The sequence below is a fragment of the Paroceanicella profunda genome (assembly GCF_005887635.2).
Lineage (GTDB): Bacteria > Pseudomonadota > Alphaproteobacteria > Rhodobacterales > Rhodobacteraceae > Paroceanicella > Paroceanicella profunda.
The window spans coordinates 1,777,759-1,795,405 of record NZ_CP040818.1 but is presented as its reverse complement, the minus strand read 5'-3'; the positions used below and the strand labels follow the sequence as shown (position 1 = coordinate 1,795,405).

At 69.5% G+C, this 17,647-nt stretch carries 17 protein-coding genes; 13 read left to right on the top strand and 4 right to left on the bottom strand.

Features of this window, described 5'->3' with window-relative positions:
- Nucleotides 1–441: 441 nt before the first annotated feature.
- Nucleotides 442–2,091 (bottom strand): flavin monoamine oxidase family protein, encoded by a 1,650-nt coding sequence (locus FDP22_RS08075; RefSeq protein ID WP_138572206.1) that lies wholly within the window; start codon nt 2,089–2,091, stop codon nt 442–444.
- Nucleotides 2,092–2,344: 253 nt separating this feature from the next.
- Between FDP22_RS08075 and FDP22_RS08070 the strand changes: the two genes are divergently transcribed.
- From FDP22_RS08070 to xylB, 8 genes are all read left to right on the top strand, one after another.
- The gene (locus FDP22_RS08070; RefSeq protein WP_138572207.1) at nt 2,345–3,655 is read left to right on the top strand and encodes an ABC transporter substrate-binding protein; all 1,311 of its coding nucleotides are present in this window, start codon (nt 2,345–2,347) and stop codon (nt 3,653–3,655) included.
- A gap of 255 nt (nt 3,656–3,910) precedes the next feature.
- Nucleotides 3,911–4,783, top strand: coding sequence for a carbohydrate ABC transporter permease (locus FDP22_RS08065; protein WP_138572208.1), 873 nt, complete (start codon nt 3,911–3,913; stop codon nt 4,781–4,783).
- 3 nt (nt 4,784–4,786) lie between these two features.
- A complete protein-coding gene (locus tag FDP22_RS08060; protein ID WP_138572209.1) occupies nt 4,787–5,617 on the top strand; it encodes a carbohydrate ABC transporter permease in 831 nt (276 codons plus the stop codon).
- 17 nt (nt 5,618–5,634) lie between these two features.
- Entirely contained in the window at nt 5,635–6,633 is a 999-nt protein-coding gene (locus FDP22_RS08055) for an ABC transporter ATP-binding protein (protein ID WP_138572210.1), read from the top strand.
- Complete coding sequence (locus FDP22_RS08050; protein ID WP_138572211.1) at nt 6,633–7,406, top strand: L-iditol 2-dehydrogenase; 774 nt, start codon at nt 6,633–6,635, stop codon at nt 7,404–7,406. The genes FDP22_RS08055 and FDP22_RS08050 overlap by 1 nt, the downstream gene beginning before the upstream one ends.
- A 4-nt stretch (nt 7,407–7,410) precedes the next feature.
- Complete coding sequence (locus tag FDP22_RS08045) at nt 7,411–8,049, top strand: HAD family hydrolase (protein WP_138572212.1); 639 nt, start codon at nt 7,411–7,413, stop codon at nt 8,047–8,049.
- Nucleotides 8,046–9,524 carry a mannitol dehydrogenase family protein gene (locus FDP22_RS08040; protein WP_138572213.1) on the top strand — a complete coding sequence of 493 codons (1,479 nt, stop codon included), beginning with the start codon at nt 8,046–8,048 and terminating at the stop codon, nt 9,522–9,524. The genes FDP22_RS08045 and FDP22_RS08040 overlap by 4 nt, the downstream gene beginning before the upstream one ends.
- The gene (gene xylB, locus FDP22_RS08035) at nt 9,524–10,972 is read left to right on the top strand and encodes a xylulokinase (protein ID WP_138572214.1); all 1,449 of its coding nucleotides are present in this window, start codon (nt 9,524–9,526) and stop codon (nt 10,970–10,972) included. Before FDP22_RS08040 ends, xylB begins: the two co-directional genes overlap by 1 nt.
- A 551-nt stretch (nt 10,973–11,523) precedes the next feature.
- Here the strand turns inward: xylB and FDP22_RS08030 are convergent.
- Both FDP22_RS08030 and FDP22_RS08025 read right to left on the bottom strand, forming a co-directional pair.
- Nucleotides 11,524–11,868, bottom strand: a complete 345-nt coding sequence (locus FDP22_RS08030; RefSeq protein WP_138572215.1) for a hypothetical protein — start codon at nt 11,866–11,868, stop codon at nt 11,524–11,526.
- A gap of 9 nt (nt 11,869–11,877) precedes the next feature.
- Nucleotides 11,878–12,225 carry a DUF883 C-terminal domain-containing protein gene (locus FDP22_RS08025; RefSeq protein WP_138572216.1) on the bottom strand — a complete coding sequence of 116 codons (348 nt, stop codon included), beginning with the start codon at nt 12,223–12,225 and terminating at the stop codon, nt 11,878–11,880.
- Nucleotides 12,226–12,794: 569 nt separating this feature from the next.
- On the opposite strand from FDP22_RS08025, the gene FDP22_RS08020 reads away from it, so the two are divergent.
- Nucleotides 12,795–12,971: a DUF1328 domain-containing protein gene (locus FDP22_RS08020; RefSeq protein WP_138572217.1), complete on the top strand. Its 177-nt coding sequence runs from the start codon at nt 12,795–12,797 to the stop codon at nt 12,969–12,971.
- A 210-nt stretch (nt 12,972–13,181) separates the two neighbouring features.
- Complete coding sequence (locus FDP22_RS08015) at nt 13,182–13,685, top strand: Dps family protein (RefSeq protein WP_138572218.1); 504 nt, start codon at nt 13,182–13,184, stop codon at nt 13,683–13,685.
- 129 nt (nt 13,686–13,814) lie between these two features.
- Here FDP22_RS08015 and FDP22_RS08010 read toward each other — a convergent pair whose 3' ends face one another.
- Nucleotides 13,815–14,633 (bottom strand): response regulator, encoded by an 819-nt coding sequence (locus FDP22_RS08010; protein ID WP_138572219.1) that lies wholly within the window; start codon nt 14,631–14,633, stop codon nt 13,815–13,817.
- On the opposite strand from FDP22_RS08010, the gene FDP22_RS25250 reads away from it, so the two are divergent.
- The 3 genes from FDP22_RS25250 to FDP22_RS07995 are packed head-to-tail and all read left to right on the top strand — an operon-like array spanning nt 14,611 to nt 17,223.
- Entirely contained in the window at nt 14,611–14,925 is a 315-nt protein-coding gene (locus FDP22_RS25250) for a NepR family anti-sigma factor (protein WP_346728833.1), read from the top strand. The genes FDP22_RS08010 and FDP22_RS25250 overlap by 23 nt on opposite strands.
- Nucleotides 14,915–15,466 (top strand): RNA polymerase sigma factor, encoded by a 552-nt coding sequence (locus FDP22_RS08000; RefSeq protein ID WP_138572220.1) that lies wholly within the window; start codon nt 14,915–14,917, stop codon nt 15,464–15,466. The genes FDP22_RS25250 and FDP22_RS08000 overlap by 11 nt, the downstream gene beginning before the upstream one ends.
- Nucleotides 15,463–17,223: a sensor histidine kinase gene (locus FDP22_RS07995; protein ID WP_138572221.1), complete on the top strand. Its 1,761-nt coding sequence runs from the start codon at nt 15,463–15,465 to the stop codon at nt 17,221–17,223. The genes FDP22_RS08000 and FDP22_RS07995 overlap by 4 nt, the downstream gene beginning before the upstream one ends.
- Nucleotides 17,224–17,647: the final 424 nt, after the last annotated feature.

Below are 17,647 nucleotides of genomic sequence, written 5' to 3'. Positions count from 1 at the left end.
CGCGGCACGGCATGAAAGCCCGGGCTCCGGCACGGCGCCGGGCGACGGGGGCCTTGCCTCTCCCCGTCAGGGGGCGCCGGGGATCGGCAGAAAGCGCCGGACGGGCCGCAGCAAAGGCCACGCGTCGGCCGGAGACGGCCGCGCAGGGAAGGCTGGCCGGAGGCGGCCACGCGGGGAGGGTCGACCGGAACGGGCGCGCACGAATGGTCGACCGGAACGGGCGCGCACGGATGGTCGACCGGAACGGGCGCGCACGGATGGTCGACCGGAACGGACGCGCGGGGACGGAACGGGCCGGCAGGGAACGTCGACCGGAACGGACGCGCGGGAAGGGGCTGCCGGGGACAGCCACGCGGGGAAGCGTCGGCCGGGGGGGAGGAAGCGTCGGGCCGGGCCGGCCGCCCGGGGGCAGCCGAATCCGCGCCGCGGGCCGCGCAAGCGTCAGCAGGGCAGGCGCACCGGGGCGCGGGTTGGCCAGACGTCCCCGGGCCCGGGGTTTTCCGCGTCGCAGGCCCCGCCGAACTGATGCATCACGCCCCAGACGGCGTTGAGCGCGGTCTGCACCGCGCCCTCCACCCAGCCCGGTGTCCAGCTCACGTCGTCCCCGCACAGGAACAGGCCACGCTGTTCCGGCGGCAGGCCGTCCTGCATGAAATGCCGGAACATGCGGTGGTTGTAGCGGTAATGGCCGGGCAGCGCGCCCTTGAAGGCGCCGAGGAAATTGGGGTCGCTCTCCCAGCTCACCGTGATCGGGTCGCCGAGGATATGGGAGGCGATGTCGACCTTCGGATAGATCTTCGACAGTGCGCCCAGCGCCAGTTCCACCCGCCGGTCCACCGGCAGCGGCAGCATCTTCAGCGCGTCGGACATCCAGGAATAGGTGAGGCAGATGACACCCGGCTTGCCCGGCCCGTTGTCGAAGAGATAGGTGCCGCGGGTGAGCCGGTCGGTCAGCGTCATCGACATGGCCTGGCGGCCGGTCTCCGGGTCCCGGTCCTGCCAGAACGGACGGTCGACCATCACGAAGGTCTTCGAGCTCTGCATGTAGCGGGTGCGGTCCAGCGCCATCCACAGCTTGTGGTCGAACAGGCTCTCCTCGGTCTCGATGGCGGTGGTGAGCAGCCAGCTCTGGCAGGTGGCGATCACGGCGTCGAAGCGCTCCGTGCGGCCCCAGCGGTCCGTCACGGCGATGGCGTCGCCCTCCCGCGCGATGCGGGTGACACCGGGGCGCGTGGCGCCGCCGTTCAGGGCCGCGAGGGTGGTGCCGTCCGGCCAGTGCGCCAGCCGCTCCGGCGCGTGGCGCCACAGGGCCTGGGGCACCTGCTCCACCCCGCCCACGACCAGGCGCTGGTTCTCGTCCTGGCCGGTGACGGCCACGCGCAGGATCTCCAGCATGGAGTTGGGGAAATCGCTGTCCCAGCCGCCGGTGCCGAAGCCCACCTGGCCGAACAGCTCGCGGTGGCGGAAGCTCAGCGCGCGGAAGGCCCGCGAGGAGACGATGAAATCGTAGAAGGTCCGCTCGTCCCAGTCCCGCACGATGGGCGCCCAGATCTCCGCCACCCGGGGTGCGTCGCGCATGCGGATGGCGGTCTGCAGGTCGGAGAGGCGGGCGCCCTCCTCCAGCGCCGCGTCATAGGCGGCGGCCACCTCGCGGAAGATCGGCGGCAGGTCGTCCAGCGTCTCGGCGTAATGGGTCTCGCCCTCCAGGTCGATGACGGTGGAGCCGGCGGCGGGCGTGAGCGGGTTCGGGAACGGCCGGGAGGTGACGCCGGCCAGCCCCGCGTAGTGCCAGAACCCGGCGGAGGACGCGGGAAAGCGCATCCCGCCCAGCTCCGCCACCACCCCGTCGGCCCCCTCGAAGGCGCGCGAGCGCAGCCGTCCGCCGATCTCCCCCGATTCGTAGAGCACCGGGCAGAGGCCGAGGCGCATCAGCTCGTAGCCCGCCACCAGCCCGGAAATTCCCGCCCCGACGATCGCCACCCGGGCCCCGTGCCGCTGTGCCGGAATGCGCCCCAGCCCGGCGGGATGACCGAGCCAGTCATCGTAGGCGAAGGGGAAGTCCGGCCCGAACATCGTGAGTGTGCCGCTCATGCCATGCTCCTGAAAGCCGTGGGAAACCCAGCCTTCGTACCCGGCCTGCCCGCGCGTGTCACGCGCCCCGGGGCCGGGGCGGGCCGGACGCCGGCGGGTCGGCAGCCCGGTCGCGCCCGCCTCGGCCCGGGGCCCTTCGCCGGGATATTGAATCCGGGTTCAAAAATGCCTCGAGATTGACTCAGGGTATTTACTCAATCAGAATGAGTAATATAAACAGAGGCGCGAAGAATGCCTTCTGGGAGGAAAAAACGTGACATATTCCAAAACGCTCGGGCTCGCTGTCGGAGCCTTGCTCGCATCCTCGGCCCTTGCCGGTGCCGAGACGCTGACCATCGCCACCGTGAACAACGGCGACATGATCCGGATGCAGAAGCTCACCGGCGCGTTCACCGAGGCCAATCCCGACATCGACGTGGAATGGGTGACGATGGAGGAGAACGTTCTCCGCCAGAAGGTCACCACCGACATCGCCACCAAGGGCGGCCAGTACGACATCATGACCATCGGCACCTACGAGGTTCCGATCTGGTCGAAGCAGGGCTGGCTGGTGCCGCTGAAGTTCGACGCGAGCTATGACGTCGACGACCTGCTGCCCGCCATCCGCGACGGCCTCACCACCGACAGCGAGCTCTACGCCGCGCCCTTCTACGGCGAGAGCTCCATGGTGATGTACCGCACCGACCTGATGGAGAAGGCGGGCCTCGAGATGCCCGACGCCCCCACCTGGGACTTCATCAAGCAGGCCGCCGAGGCGATGACCGACAAGGACGGCGAGGTCTACGGCATCTGCCTGCGCGGCAAGGCCGGCTGGGGCGAGAACATGGCCTTCCTCTCCGCGATGGCCAACAGCTACGGCGCGCGCTGGTTCGACGAGAACTGGAACCCGCAGTTCGACGGCGAGGCCTGGAAGGCCACCATCACCGATTACGTCGACCTGATGCAGAACTACGGCCCCCCGGGTGCCTCCTCGAACGGGTTCAACGAGAACCTCGCCCTGTTCCAGACCGGCAAGTGCGGCATGTGGATCGACGCCACCGTGGCCGCCTCCTTCGTGACCAACCCCGACGAGAGCTCGGTGGCCGACAAGGTCGGCTTCGCGCTGGCGCCCGACAAGGGCCTGGGCAAGCGCTCCAACTGGCTCTGGGCCTGGAACCTCGCCATCCCGGCCGGCTCCGCCAAGACCGAGGCGGCGCAGAAGTTCATCGCCTGGGCCACCTCGAAGGACTATGCCGAGCTCGTCGCCTCCGAGGAGGGCTGGGCGAACGTGCCGCCGGGCACCCGCAAGTCGCTGTACGAGAACCCGGAGTACCAGGAGGCCGCGCCCTTCGCGAAGATGACGCTGGACAGCATCAACGCCGCCGACCCGAAGCACCCCACCGTCGACCCCGTTCCCTACGTGGGCGTGCAGTTCGTCGCCATTCCGGAGTTCCAGGGCATCGGCACCGCGGTGGGCCAGCAGTTCTCCGCGGCCCTCGCCGGGTCGGTCTCGGTCGACCAGGCCCTGCAGAACGCCCAGATGCTCACCAAGCGTGAGATGACGAAGGGCGGCTACCTCAAGTAAGCGGACCGGCGCCGCCCCGCTCCCGGGGCTGCGCCTTCCCCGGCCCCGCGCGGGGCCGGGAGCGGAAATGGGCCCCACGCCCAGAGCTTCGCGGCTGCCCCGGGTCTGCCCGGTCGGCTCCCTTCCCCCGGGCAGAGAGGCCCCCGGGGCAGCCCGCGAAGCGACATCGCCCCCCGGCCGGCGGGGCCGGATGGCACAGGCGGGGAAAAGATCACGCGGGGCGCGGCAACCACCCCCGGGGAGGAATGACAGGCAATGGCAACCCTACACACGCGCGCCTCGGCACGGCTCATGCTCACACCATCGGTAATCCTGCTGCTGTGCTGGATGATCGTACCGCTGGCGATGACGCTCTACTTCTCGTTCCTGCGCTACAACCTGCTGATGCCGGGCACGGAGGAGTGGATCGGCTTCCTCAACTACCAGTTCTTCGTGGAAGACCCGGCCTTCTGGGACTCCCTGGTGAACACGCTGCTGCTGGTGGGCGGCACGCTGCTGGTCACCGTGGGGGGCGGCACCTTCCTCGCCATCCTGCTGGACCAGCCCTTCTTCGGGCAGGGCATCGTGCGCCTGCTGGTGATCGCACCGTTCTTCGTGATGCCCACCGTCTCGGCGCTGGTGTGGAAGAACATGCTGATGCACCCGGTGAACGGGCTGTTCGCCTGGGTCGCGCGGGCTGTGGGGCTGCAGCCGGTGGACTGGCTGGCGCAGCTTCCGCTGCTCTCGGTCACCATCATCGTGTCCTGGGCCTGGCTGCCCTTCGCCACGCTCATCATCCTCACCGCGCTCCAGTCCCTCGACCAGGACCAGAAGGAAGCCGCGGAGATGGACGGTGCGGGCATCTTCTCGATCTTCTGGCACATCACCCTGCCGCATCTGGCGCGCGCGCTCACCGTGGTGGTGCTGATCGAGACGATCTTCCTGCTCTCCGTCTTCGCCGAGATCTTCGTGACCACGAACGGCGGCCCGGGCACCGAGAGCACGAACCTCACCTATCTCATCTACATGCAGGCACTCCTGTTCTACGACGCGGGCGCTGCCTCCGCCGGCGGTGTCATCGCCATCATCCTCGCCAACATCGTCGCGATCTTCCTCATCCGGATGATCGGCAAGAACCTGGAGGCCTGAGGCATGGCACGGGGCGTCACAACGAACCGCAAACTGGTCTTCACCGCGATCGGCTGGCTCATCGGGCTCACGCTGTTCTTCCCGATCCTGTGGACCTTCCTCACCAGCTTCAAGACCGAGGGCGAGGCCATCGCCATGCCGCCCAGCTTCCTGTCCTTCGACTGGACGCTGGAGAACTACCTCACCGTGAACGACCGGTCGGACTACTTCCACCACGCGATGAACTCGGTGGTGATCTCGCTCGGCTCCACGGCGCTGGGGCTGCTGATCGCCATCCCGGCGGCCTGGTCGATGGCCTTCACCCCCACCAAGCGCACCAAGGACATCCTGATGTGGATGCTCTCCACCAAGATGCTGCCGGCGGTGGGCGTGCTGGTGCCGATCACCCTGCTGTTCCGCGACACCGGGCTGATGGACACCCGCACCGGGCTGGTCATCGTGCTGATGCTGATGAACCTGCCGATCATCGTGTGGATGCTGTTCACCTACTTCAAGGAGATCCCCGGCGAGATCCTGGAGGCGGCGCGGATGGACGGGGCCACGCTGGGCAAGGAGATCGTCTACGTCCTGGCCCCCATGGCGGTGCCGGGCATCGCCTCCACCCTGCTGCTGAACATCATCCTCGCCTGGAACGAGGCGTTCTGGACGGTGCTGCTGACCACGTCGAACGCGGCGCCGCTCACGGCGATGATCGCCCAGTACTCGAGCCCGGAGGGGCTGTTCTGGTCGAAGCTCTCGGCAGCCTCCATGCTCGCCATCGCGCCCATCCTGGTGATGGGCTGGTTCAGCCAGAAACAACTCGTGCGCGGACTGACCTTCGGCGCGGTCAAGTAAGAACAGGGACAGGAAGAATGGGTAGCATCACGCTTGAGGCGGTCACCAAGAGCTTCGGGGGCGTCAAAGTCATCCCGGGCGTCGACCTCGAGATCAACGACGGCGAATTCGTCGTCTTCGTCGGGCCCTCGGGCTGCGGGAAGTCCACCCTGCTGCGGCTTATCGCGGGGCTGGAGGACGTCACCTCCGGCCGCATCCTCATCGACGGGCAGGACGCCACCGGCATGCCGCCGGCGCGGCGCAAGCTGTCGATGGTGTTCCAGAGCTACGCGCTCTACCCGCACATGTCGGTCTACAAGAACATCGCCTTCCCGCTGAAGATGGCGGGGATGGAGCCTGCGAAGATCAAGGAGAAGGTGGAGGGCGCAGCCTCCATCCTCAACCTCACCGACTATCTGGACCGCCGGCCGGGCCAGCTCTCCGGCGGGCAGCGCCAGCGCGTGGCCATCGGCCGGGCCATCGTGCGCGAGCCCTCGGCCTTCCTGTTCGACGAACCGCTCTCCAACCTCGACGCGGCGCTGCGCGTGAACATGCGCCTCGAGATCTCGGAGCTGCAGAAGACCCTCGGCACCACCTCCATCTACGTCACGCATGACCAGATCGAGGCCATGACCATGGCCGACAAGATCGTGGTGCTGAACGCGGGGCGCATCGAGCAGGTGGGCTCGCCGCTGGACCTCTACCACAAGCCGGCGAACCTGTTCGTGGCCGGCTTCATCGGCTCGCCCAAGATGAACCTGGTGGCGGGCGAGGCCGCGCGCAGCCGCGGCGCCGCCACCATGGGTGTGCGCCCCGAGCACCTCACCCTGTCGAAGACCGAGGGTGAGTGGCAGGGCCGCGTGGGCGTGGCCGAGCATCTGGGCTCCGACACCTTCCTGCACGTCCATGTGGACGGCGTGGGCCAGATCACCACCCGCGTGCCCGGCGACGTGGAGGTGAAGCACGGCGACACCGTGTTCCTCACCCCCGACCCGGCACGCACCTATCTCTTCGGATCGGACGGGAAAGCGCTCTGATGGGACGGCTCGAGGGCAAGTCGGCCCTGATCACCGGCGCCGCGCGCGGCATCGGCGCGGCCTTTGCCGCCGCCTATGTGCGCGAGGGCGCCCGCGTGGCGATCGGGGACATCGACATGGACCGCGCGACCGCCACGGCTTCCGGCATCGGCCCGCAGGCCTATGCGGTCCATCTCGACGTCACCCGGCAGGAGAGCATCGACGCGGCCATGGCCGAGGTCTCCGCCACCGCCGGCGGGCTGGACATCCTGGTCAACAACGCGGCGCTGTTCTACGCCTCCCCCACGGTGGAGATCGAGCGCGCCGCCTATGACCGGCTGATGGCGGTGAACGTGGCCGGGGCGCTGTTCACCCTGCAGGCCGCGGCGAAACTGATGATCGCGCAGGGCCGCGGCGGGCGCATCATCAACATGGCCAGCCAGGCCGGCCGCCGCGGCGAGCCGCTGGTGGCGGTCTACTGCGCCACCAAGGCCGCGATCATCTCCCTCACCCAGTCCGCCGGGCTGGACCTGATCCGCCACGGCATCAACGTGAACGCCATCGCCCCCGGCGTGGTGGACGGCGAGCACTGGGACGGGGTGGACGCCTTCTTCGCGAAACACGAGGGCCTCGCCCCCGGCGAGAAGAAGGCCCGTGTCGGCGCCGCCGTGCCCTACGGGCGCATGGGCACGGCCGAGGACCTCACCGGAATGGCCGTCTTCCTCGCGTCACGCGACGCGGACTATATCGTTGCCCAGACGTACAACGTCGATGGCGGCAACTGGATGAGCTGAGCACATGAAAGCGATTTTCTGGGACATGGACGGCACGCTGGTCGACAGCGAGCCGATGCACGAGGCCGCGTTGCTGAACGCCCTGGCCGCCAGCGGGATCACCCCGCCGGACGACCTGCACGAGCATGTCGTGGGCATGGACGCGCGTTCGGTGCACGCCTGGGCGGTGGAGCGGCTGGGCCTGCCGCTGGCGCTGCCGGAGTGGCTGGCGCTGAAATACGAGACCTACCTCACGCTCGTGCCCGGGCTGCAGGGCCGGCCCGGCGCGCTGGAGCTGTTCGAGGCCCTGCGCGCGGAGGGGGTGGCCCAGGCCGTGGTGTCGAACTCCGACCGCATCGTGGTCGGGGTGAACCTCGACGCCGTGGGTCTCACCCGCCCGGGCCTGCTGACCGTGAGCCGCAACGACGTGCGCCGCGGCAAGCCGGACCCGGAACCCTACCTGCGCGCCGCCTGGCTCGTCGGGGCCGAGCCGGGCGACTGCATCGCCGTGGAGGACAGCCTCACCGGCGCCGCTGCCGGAATTGCCGCCGGCATGACCACCCTGTTCTGGCCGCAGTCCCCGATGGCCGCCCCGGCCGGCGCGACGGCCTGCGCCACCATCGATGACCTTGCCTCCGCCATCCGTGAAAGGATCGCTGCATGAAACTGTCCCTCTCCGCGCTGGACGCGCTGCCCGGCGGCGTCGCCCGCCCCACCTATGCCCGCAGCGAGATCTCGCCGGGCATCGTGCACGTGGGCACCGGGAACTTCCACCGGGCCCATCAGGCCGTCTACCTCGACGACCTGTTCAACGCCGGTCTGAGCCGCGACTGGGGCCTTGTCGGCGCCGGCGTGCGCCCGAACGACGCGAAGATGCGCGACATCCTGGGCGCGCAGGACTGGCTCACCACCGTGGTGGAGCTGGAGCCGGGCAACAACCGCGCCCGCGTCACCGGCGCGATGATCGACTTCGTGGAGGTGGAGCGCGAGAACCGCGCGCTCATCGCCCGGATGGCGGCGCCGGAGATCCGCATCGTCTCGCTCACCGTCACCGAGGGCGGCTACTGCATCAACCCCGCCACCCAGGCCTTCGACCCGGAGCACCCGGAGATCGCCCATGACGCGCAGAATCCGGACACCCCGGTGAGCGTGTTCGGCGCCATCGTGGCCGCCCTGAAGGTGCGCCGGGCCGCCGGCCTGCCGCCCTTCACCGTGATGTCGTGCGACAACATCCCCGGCAACGGCCATGTGGCGAAGAACGCCGTCGCCGGCCTCGCCGCGCTGTCGGACCCCGGCTTCGCGGAGTGGATCCTCGGCAATGTCGCCTTCCCCGACGGCATGGTGGACCGCATCACCCCGGCCACCAGCGCGCGTGAGCGCGAGGCGCTGAAGGCGAACTTCGGCATCGAGGACGGCTGGCCGGTGTTCTGCGAGCCCTTCCGGCAATGGGTGCTGGAGGATCATTTCCCCGAGGGCCGCCCGGCCTTCGAGGAGGTGGGCGTCACCTTCACCTCCGATGTCTCGGCCTTCGAGCTGATGAAGATCCGCATCCTCAACGGCGGCCACGCCATCATCGCCTACCCCGCCGCCCTGCTCGACATCCACTTCGTGCACGAGGCGATGGAGCACCCGCTGGTGCGCGGCTTCCTGCTGAAGCTGGAGCGCGACGAGATCATCCCCATCGTCCCCCCCGTGCCGGGCCAGGACCTGGGCGACTACCTCACCCTCATCGAGACCCGCTTCGCGAACCCGGACGTGGGCGACACCATCCCCCGCCTGTGCCAGGACGGCTCGAACCGCCAGCCGAAGTTCATCCTGCCCTCCACGCGGGACCGCCTGGCGCAGGGCGCCCCGGTCACCGGCCTCGCGCTGGAGAGCGCGCTCTGGGCCCGCTACTGCTACGGCGAGAGCGAGAGCGGCAAGCCGATCACGCTGGACGACCCCAACGCCGAGCGCCTCACCCGCCACGGCCGCGCGGCGAAGGACGACCCGCTCGCCTTCCTCGCGATGACCGAGATCTTCGGCGACGTGGGCACGAACGAGGGCTTCCGCGCGGCCTTCGCCGCCGCGCTCACCAGCCTCTGGGCGCGCGGCGTCACCGCGACGCTGGAAGACTACATCGCCGGAAAGCCGCTCTGATGAGTGTCTTCGCGGGCATCGACCTCGGCACCTCGGGGGTGAAGACCGTCCTCGTGGACGCGGCGCAGCGGGTGATCGGCGACGCGCATGCGGCGCTCGAGGTCTCGCGCCCGCATCCCGGCTGGTCCGAGCAGGACCCCGAGGCCTGGTGGCGCGCGGCGGAGGAAACGCTCGACGCCCTCGCCACCCGCTTCCCGGCCGAGATGGCGGCGCTCTCGGCCATCGGCCTCTCCGGCCAGATGCACGGCGCCACGCTGCTCGACGCCGCAGACACCGTGCTGCGCCCGGCCATCCTGTGGAACGACGGCCGCTCGGCGGCGGAATGCGCGGAGCTGGAGGCACGGGCCGACTTCCGCGGCATCGGCGGCAACGTCGTGATGCCGGGCTTCACCGCGCCGAAGCTCGAATGGGTGCGCCGCCATGAACCGGAGGTCTTCGCCCGGGTGGCGAAGGTGCTGCTGCCGAAGGACTACCTGCGGCTGCGCCTCTCCGGCGAGCATGTCTCCGACCTCTCCGACAGCGCCGGCACCCTGTGGCTGGACATCGCCGGGCGCTGCTGGTCGCCCGCGCTGCTGGAGGCGACCGGCCTCACGCTGGCGCAGATGCCCCGGCTGGTGGAGGGCAGCGCGCCCGGCGGCGCGCTGCGCGCGGAGCTTTGCGCGCGCTGGGGCATCACCGGCCCGGCGCCGGTGATCGCGGGCGGCGGCGGAGACAACGCGGCCTCGGCCTGCGGCGTGGGCGCGGTCACTGCCGGCACGGGGTTCCTGTCGCTCGGCACCTCCGGGGTGGTGTTCGTCGCCACGGCCGATGCCGGCGCCAACCCGGGCCGCGCGGTGCACACCTTCTGCCACGCCGTGCCGCACACTTGGCACCAGATGGGCGTCACCCTCTCGGCCACCGACAGCCTGAACTGGCTTTCCGAGATCACCGGCCAGGGCCCGGCCCGGCTTGTCGAACTGGCCGCGGAGCAGCCCTTCTCGTCCGCCGACCCGCTGTTCCTGCCCTATCTCTCCGGCGAGCGCACGCCCTGGAACGACGCAACCGCCCGCGGCGCCTTCACCGGCCTGTCGCGCAGCACCGACATCGGCGCCCTGGCCCGCGCGGTGCTGAGCGGGGTCGCCGCGTCGCTGGCCGATTGCGTGCAGGCGCTCACGGAGGGCGGCACCGCGCCGCACCTGCTCTACGCCGTGGGCGGCGGCGCGCGCTCCACCTACTGGCTGCAGGCCATCGCCGACGCGGGCCAGGTGACCATCGCCCTGCCCGGCAAGGGCGATTTCGGCGCGGCAATCGGCGCGGCCCGCCTGGCGATCTGCGCCACGGGGGAGAGCATCGACGCGGTGATGACCCGCCCGGTGCCCGAGCGCGAGATCACCCCGCGGAGCGACAGTTTCTGGCCCGAACGCCTCACCCGCTACCGCGAGGCCTGGCCCGACGTGGCCCACGCCTGAGCCCGCGCCCCGAGCGGGGCGCGAGAGACCCGAAGACACGCCGCGCAGGCCCCCCTCTCCCATGCAGGGCCGGCGGGAGCCCGCTTCAGCCCGATGCATGGCAGGCGGGGCCCGGAGGCAACCCGATGCGAGGCCGGTGGGACCCGGGGGCAACCCGATGCTGGGCCGGCGGGATCGGCGGTCAGCCCGATGCGGCGCAAGCAGGGCCCGGGGTCGACCCGATGCAAGGCTGATGGAATGCACGAGGAGCCCGCCTGTTCATCAGCGGGGCCGCGAGCGATCGGGGCCGCGCGCCACCCGGGCCGGATCGGGACGCCAGCCGGCCCTTTGCATGTTGACCGTGATGACGCGTCGGCGGGGCCCATGCAGCCGGCCTCCGTCGCGACGTGCATGTCTTCGCCGCGCCCGGCGCCGGTACGCGCGTCTCGCGGAATCGCGCACCCCCGCCGCGCGCCGCATCTCCTTCCCCCTGCGTCACGCGGTGCCCGCAACGCAAAAGCGCCGGCCCGTCACCGGGCCGGCGCTTCGGATGTCATCCGTCGCGAAAGGGGTCAGCGGCGCATGGCGCGGCCGGTTTCCATCGCGACGAGGAAGGTCTCGGCCAGCGTGGCCGCGTCAGCGCCGTTGCGTGCCCGGGCGCGCATCGCGGCCAGGCGGCGCTGTCGGGCGATACGGCGCGTGATGAGGAACAGCACGCCCGCGATCACCACGAAGCCCGCCCCCACGAGGAGCGAGGCCTCTGCCGCGCCGTGCCGCGCCGCGATCACGCTCCAGACCCCGGCTGTCAGGAACGACAGCCCGGCCAGCAGCGCAAGCGCCATCAGCCCGGTCCAGAAGGCCTGGCTGCCGAGACGCGCCACGGCAAGCTCGACATCGGAGATGATGCGCCCGAGCACGCCCCGACCTTACTTGCGGCCCGAGAGGAAGCCGACGGCAAGCCCCACGCCCGCCGCGATCGCGATGGCGGTGAACGGACGGTCCTTGATGGAGGACGACATGTTTTCCCCGAGACGCTCGGCGGCCAGACGGGCCTCGTGCGCGGCATCGCGGCCGGCAGCGGCGGCCGCATCCGCCTTGGCGCGGGCGGCGTCGGTCGCCTGGTCCACACGCTGCACGCCGAGGGAGCGCAGGGTCGACGCGATGTCGGCCATGTCGGCCTTCAGCGAGTTGATCTGCATTGAAAGCTGTTCGGTCGTTGCATCCGCACGGACCTCGTCAACAGCGGTGGGCAGTTTCGAAGCGACCTGAGCCATGTGAACTCTCCTTGATGTCGGGTTGGCCAGCCTCGGCGGCTGGAACTCGTTGGTAAAACTCCGGCCGGAGGGGAACGTTCCCGGTGCCGGTCAAATATTCCGCGGCCCACACAATTCCTCGATGCATCCCGGAACGTCCGGCCGCACCTCCTTCAGGACATCGCCCCGCGCCCGGCACGCCCCGTCGGCCTAAGCCGAGGGCAGCGCGGCCCCGCATCGCCGTTCACACGCGCGCAGGCGGCACGAACCCTGCGCATGCTTGCGTGGCCACCCGGGCCACGTGAACCACCTGCCCCGCGCCTGATCAGGCTTGGGGGCAGACCGTCCGGCGGCCCCGCGTGCCGTGCCCGCCCCCGCGCCCGGGCGTGCCCGCCTCATGTCCCCGCCCCGGCCCGCAGCGCATTCGGGACTGCGCTCAGCGTCACGGTCACCGCATGCGAGCTGACCGTGTTCCGCCTGGGCGTGGTTCGCGGGTCCCCACCGGCGCCCCGAACGGATTCTCGCCGGAGGTTGGAACTTTTCCACGCCGCCTCACGTTACCCTGCCATGAAATTACAGGAGTTGAAAAGATGCTGTACTGGGCTGTTGTCTTCCTGATCGTGGCGATTGTCGCGGCCGTATTCGGCTTTGGCGGCATTGCATCGGCTTCCGCGGGTATCGCGCAGATCCTGTTCTTCGTGTTCCTGGTTCTGTTCGTGATCGCGCTCGTGGCGCGTGCCGTTCGCGGTCAGCCGCCGCGCATGTGAGACCCCCGCGCCGGTTCTGGAACCGGCACGGCTTCGAGGCCGGCACCCCGCGCGTTCGGGGAAGCCGCCTCCCGTACCCCCACATCGCCGCCATGACGCCGGACCGGCACAGCCCTGCCGGCCCCTGCCCCCTCATGGCTCCCGCGCGCCCCGCGCCCCCGGTTCCGCCGGGCGACAGGGCGCGCCTACCACCCGACGAAAGGAAGCATCATGGCTTCGCCCCTCAAGGCTACCCCGACCGCAACCCGTTCGATGGACACCGGCGTGACCCACCGCGCCAAGGTGGCTGCCGGACTGGAGGAAGTTCTGGCGGACACCTACCGCCTGCTGTTCAAGACCCACACCTACCACTGGAACGTGACCGGGCCGCTGTTCTACTCGATCCACCACCTCACCGAGGAGCAGTACCAGGACCTGTTCGAGGCCGCCGACGTGCTGGCCGAACGGATCCGCGCCCTCGGCCAGGTGACCCCGATGCGCTTCGCCGACATGGCCAGCAATTCCGCGGTCAAGGATCTCGACAAGCGCCCCTCCGCCGGCGAGATGATCGACGACCTGCGCAAGGACCACGAGCAGCTTGCCAAGCGGCTCCACAAGCTGATCCGCCTCGCCGAGGACAATGACGACGACGTGACCGGCGACCTCGCCATCGCGCGCTCCTCCGTGCACGAGAAGGCCGCCTGGATGCTGCGGGCGATGACTGACGAAGCGTGACGGGCGAGGCATGACGGGCGAGGCGAGACCGGCGCGCGCCCTGACCACCGCACGAAAAAAGCCCCCCGGCCACACGGCCGGGGGGCTTTTCATGTCTCCCGCCGGGGCCGGAACCCGGGGAACGGGCGCTCAGCTCATCCGCGCCGTGGAGGAGAAGAACAGCGCCTGGCTGACGGCGGCCCGCACCTGCTCTTCCTTGAAGGGCTTGGAGATCAGGAACGTCGGCTCCGGGCGCTCGCCGGTGAGCAGGCGCTCGGGGAAGGCGGTGATGAAGATGATCGGAGTGGCCGAATTCACGCTGAGGATGTCATGCGCGGCGTCGATGCCCGAGGAGCCGTCGGCGAGCTGGATGTCGGCCAGCACGAGGTCGACCTCGTTCTCGGCATACATGCGCACCGCCTCGTCGCGGGTGCGGGCGATGCCGACACAGGCGTGGTCCATCGCGGTCACGATGGAGCGGATGTCCATGGCGATGATCGGCTCGTCCTCGATGATCAGGATGCGGCCGGTGAGGCGGCTCTTAACTTCTTCTTCACCAATGCGGACCAGATTGTCTGCCTCGGCTTCGGATACGTTCATCACTGCGGAGATCTCCGGTGTCCCGAATCCTTCCAGCGCACTCAGCAGCACGGCCTCACGCGTATGTGGGGTGAGGTCGGCCAGACGCTGCTGCGCCACCCGCTCCAGCGGGTCGATGTCCTCCGCCGGCTCCTCGATGGCGCCGCCCGAGGTGCTCCAGATCGTGTGGAAGACCTTGAAGAGGGCAACGCGCGGCGCGAGCGACACGTCGAAGGCTTCGCGATCCGCGATCAGCGCTTCGAGAGTGGCCGCGGCATACCCGTCTCCGCGCGCCTGGGTGCCGGTGAGGGCACGGGCATAGCGACGGAGGTAAGGCAATTCCGCCGCGATGGTGGAAGACAGATCGGTGGCGGTCTGGGCCTGGGGCATTTACAAAGTCCTCTCAGGATTTTTTGAGCTCATTGGGGGAACCAACGCAGCGTCGGTGCGTTTGGTTCCCAACACGCGAATGCGCTGCGCAAAAAAGTTAGGGTTCGAAATGGTGCGGAAAGATCTGTCTGCCGCTGATCCGGGTCGCGATGCGATCGACCGGCAAATCGAGGAGAACTTGCGGAAAGTCTACAATGAGGCCGTGTCCGAGGCGCTGCCGGACCGGTTCACGGACCTTCTTGCCCAGCTGAAGGCGGGCGAGCCCAAGGGAAAGTCCGACGATGACCGATAAGCTTGACCCCCGCGAAGAACTGGTCACGCTGATCCCGTCGATGCGCGCCTTTGCGCGCTCGCTCACCCGCGATCATTCCGCCGCGGACGATCTCGTGCAGGATACCATCGTGAAGGCCTGGACGAATTTCGACAAGTTCAAGGAAGGAACCAACCTGCGCGCCTGGCTGTTCATCATCCTGCGCAACACCTTCTATTCGAACATGCGCAAGGGAAAGCGCGAGGTGCAGGACGTGGACGGCGTGTTCTCCGGCAAGCTGATGCAGAAGCCCACGCAGGATTCGGCCATGGAGTTCAACGACTTCAAGAAGGCCTTCTCCACCCTGCCCGACGACCAGCGCGAGGCACTGATCCTCGTGGGCGCCTCCGGCTTCTCCTATGAGGAGGCCGCGCGCATCTGCGACTGCGCCATCGGCACGATGAAGAGCCGGGTGAACCGGGGCCGCACGAAGCTGGCCCAGATCATGGAGATGTCCGCCGAGGAGATCGGGACGGCCGACGCGTCGACACTGGCTGTCCTCTCGGCATCCACACTCTCATGAAACCAGGCTGGCCGAGGCAGTTTTCCCGGGTCCGGAATGCCAGCCTCTACAAGCAGATTGCCTTCCTGCTCACCATCGCGGTGTTTCCGATCGGCGTGATCGCCGTGCTGCAGGCGCTGAATTCGGTCGAGGAAGGCCGGAAGCTTCAGGCGGCCGCGCTCCTGGGCGAGACGATCCATGCCGCCGGCGTGGAGAGCGCGATCATCGACACGGCGCGCGGGGTCGCGCGCGCGCTCGGCACCGCGGCGCTGCACGCCGGGCCCGACAGCCCGCTGTGCAGCGACACGCTGGAGCAGTTCGCCTCGCGCTCTGTCACCTACACCTTCGCCGGGTTCATCGGGCTGGACGGCAAGATGAACTGTGTCTCCTCCGGCGACGGGTTCGACCTGAGCAAGAACGCGCGCTTCGTGCGGTTGCTGGAGCGTCCGCGGCCGATGGCCCGGGTGCTGGAATACGGCCCGGTCTCGAAGCAGAAGATCCTGCAGATCACCGAGCCGATCAGCGAAGGCGGCACGGTGCGCGGCTTCCTGATGATCTCCATCCCCTACGGCGTGGTGACCGCGCGGGCGCTGGCGCAGGACGGCGAGAATGTGTTCGACATGGTGCTGGTCGATGGTGACGGGAACGTCGTCGCCCGGCGCAAGGAGGAGAAGTCCCGCATCGAGCTGCCCCCGGCCTGGGCGCTGAAGCCGCATCTGCAGGGCGGCGGCTCCACCTTCGTCGCACCGCTCGCCGACGGGCGGACCAGCACCTTCTCGGTGGCGAGCGTGCTGGACGGCGACATCTACGCCGTCGCCACCTGGAGCACCGCCAACGGCCAGCCCAGCGCTTTCGCCGACGTGTTCAGCGCGCTGATCGTGCCGGTGACGATGTGGCTCATCGGGCTCGCGGTGTCCTATCTCGCGATGCACCGGCTGGTGATCCGCCACGTGACGCGGCTGGTGCGGATGATGTCGGAGTTCGAGGGCGGCAAGCGCAACATCGAGGGGCTGATCCTGCGCGACGCCCCGGAGGAGATCCGCGCCCTCGGCTCGCGCTTCGCCTCGCTCACCTCCACCATCACCCAGGACGAGACCGAGCAGCAGCGCGCGCTGGAGGAGAAGACCATCCTGCTGCGCGAGATCAATCACCGGGTGAAGAACAACCTCCAGCTCATCGTGAGCATCATGAACATGCAGGTGCGCCACTCCCGCTCGGGAGACGTGCGCAATGCGCTGAAGCGGCTGCAGGAGCGGGTGTCCAGCCTCGCGGCCGTGCATGCCCGGCTCTACACCTCGGCGGATTTCGTGTCCATCCGCGCCGACACCGTCCTGTCCGACATCGTGCAGAACCTGGTGCACGCGGCGGTGGACACCTCCGGCAAGGTGCAGACGGTGCTCGACATCGCCCCCGTCGAGCTCACCCCGGACCAGGCCGTGCCGGTGACCCTCTTCGTGAGCGAGACGGTGACCAACGCCATCAAGCACGGGCTCGGCGCCAATGGCGGCACGCTGAAGGTGAGCCTGCGCGAGATCGACACCGGCCGGGTGACCCTGCGGGTGTCGAACTCCATGACGGCAGCGCCGGACGCGCAGCCGCTGGCCCAGAGCACTGGGGTCGGCTCCCACCTCATCGAGGGTTTCGCCGGCCAGCTCTACGCCACCCTGCGGCAGGACACGACGGATGACTTCTTCCACGTGAGCCTGACATTCGATCTCGAACCCCTCGGCCTGCGCGCCCCCTTCGCCCCCTCCGCACGCCGGAGCACCCCCGCCTGACACTGCGCGGGAGAGCGCGAGGCGCCCCCCCACGGCAGGCGGGACTGCCCCCCGCCCCTCCCCGGCCTGCGGTGACCCTGCCGCGCGGACAGCGTCGCCATCCGCGCCGGGGCCCCCCCATCATGCGCGCCGGCACCCGCGTTCCGCCTGTCACATCCTCCCTCATGCGGGCACCCGCGCGCGCCGGAGAGCCGGAGAGCCGGAGAGCCGGAGAGCCGGAGAGCCGGAGAGCCGGAGAGCCGGAGAGCCGGAGAGCCGCCGGCTCTCACCCGCGCTCCCGCATGTCAAGCCACCGATCGGACGGTCCCGGCCCCCGACGGCAGCCTGCCTCCTTCGAGACGCGATGGTGATGCGGCGCGGGATCGCCTGCGACGGGCGGGACATTCGGTGTCGGCCGATCCGCTCGCGCGAAGCGTCAGGCCGG

Bases quoted from the DNA above. Each gene is read 5' to 3' on its own strand.
- FDP22_RS08025 (WP_138572216.1), bottom strand. From the start codon at position 12,225: ATGGCTCAGGTCGCTTCGAAACTGCCCACCGCTGTTGACGAGGTCCGT.
- FDP22_RS08050 (WP_138572211.1), top strand. From the start codon at position 6,633: ATGGGACGGCTCGAGGGCAAGTCGGCCCTGATCACCGGCGCCGCGCGC.
- FDP22_RS08000 (WP_138572220.1), top strand. From the start codon at position 14,915: ATGACCGATAAGCTTGACCCCCGCGAAGAACTGGTCACGCTGATCCCG.
- FDP22_RS08045 (WP_138572212.1), top strand. From the start codon at position 7,411: ATGAAAGCGATTTTCTGGGACATGGACGGCACGCTGGTCGACAGCGAG.
- FDP22_RS08065 (WP_138572208.1), top strand. From the start codon at position 3,911: ATGGCAACCCTACACACGCGCGCCTCGGCACGGCTCATGCTCACACCA.
- FDP22_RS08040 (WP_138572213.1), top strand. From the start codon at position 8,046: ATGAAACTGTCCCTCTCCGCGCTGGACGCGCTGCCCGGCGGCGTCGCC.
- FDP22_RS08015 (WP_138572218.1), top strand. From the start codon at position 13,182: ATGGCTTCGCCCCTCAAGGCTACCCCGACCGCAACCCGTTCGATGGAC.
- FDP22_RS08010 (WP_138572219.1), bottom strand. From the start codon at position 14,633: ATGCCCCAGGCCCAGACCGCCACCGATCTGTCTTCCACCATCGCGGCG.
- FDP22_RS07995 (WP_138572221.1), top strand. From the start codon at position 15,463: ATGAAACCAGGCTGGCCGAGGCAGTTTTCCCGGGTCCGGAATGCCAGC.
- FDP22_RS08075 (WP_138572206.1), bottom strand. From the start codon at position 2,091: ATGAGCGGCACACTCACGATGTTCGGGCCGGACTTCCCCTTCGCCTAC.
- xylB (WP_138572214.1), top strand. From the start codon at position 9,524: ATGAGTGTCTTCGCGGGCATCGACCTCGGCACCTCGGGGGTGAAGACC.
- FDP22_RS08055 (WP_138572210.1), top strand. From the start codon at position 5,635: ATGGGTAGCATCACGCTTGAGGCGGTCACCAAGAGCTTCGGGGGCGTC.
- FDP22_RS08020 (WP_138572217.1), top strand. From the start codon at position 12,795: ATGCTGTACTGGGCTGTTGTCTTCCTGATCGTGGCGATTGTCGCGGCC.
- FDP22_RS08060 (WP_138572209.1), top strand. From the start codon at position 4,787: ATGGCACGGGGCGTCACAACGAACCGCAAACTGGTCTTCACCGCGATC.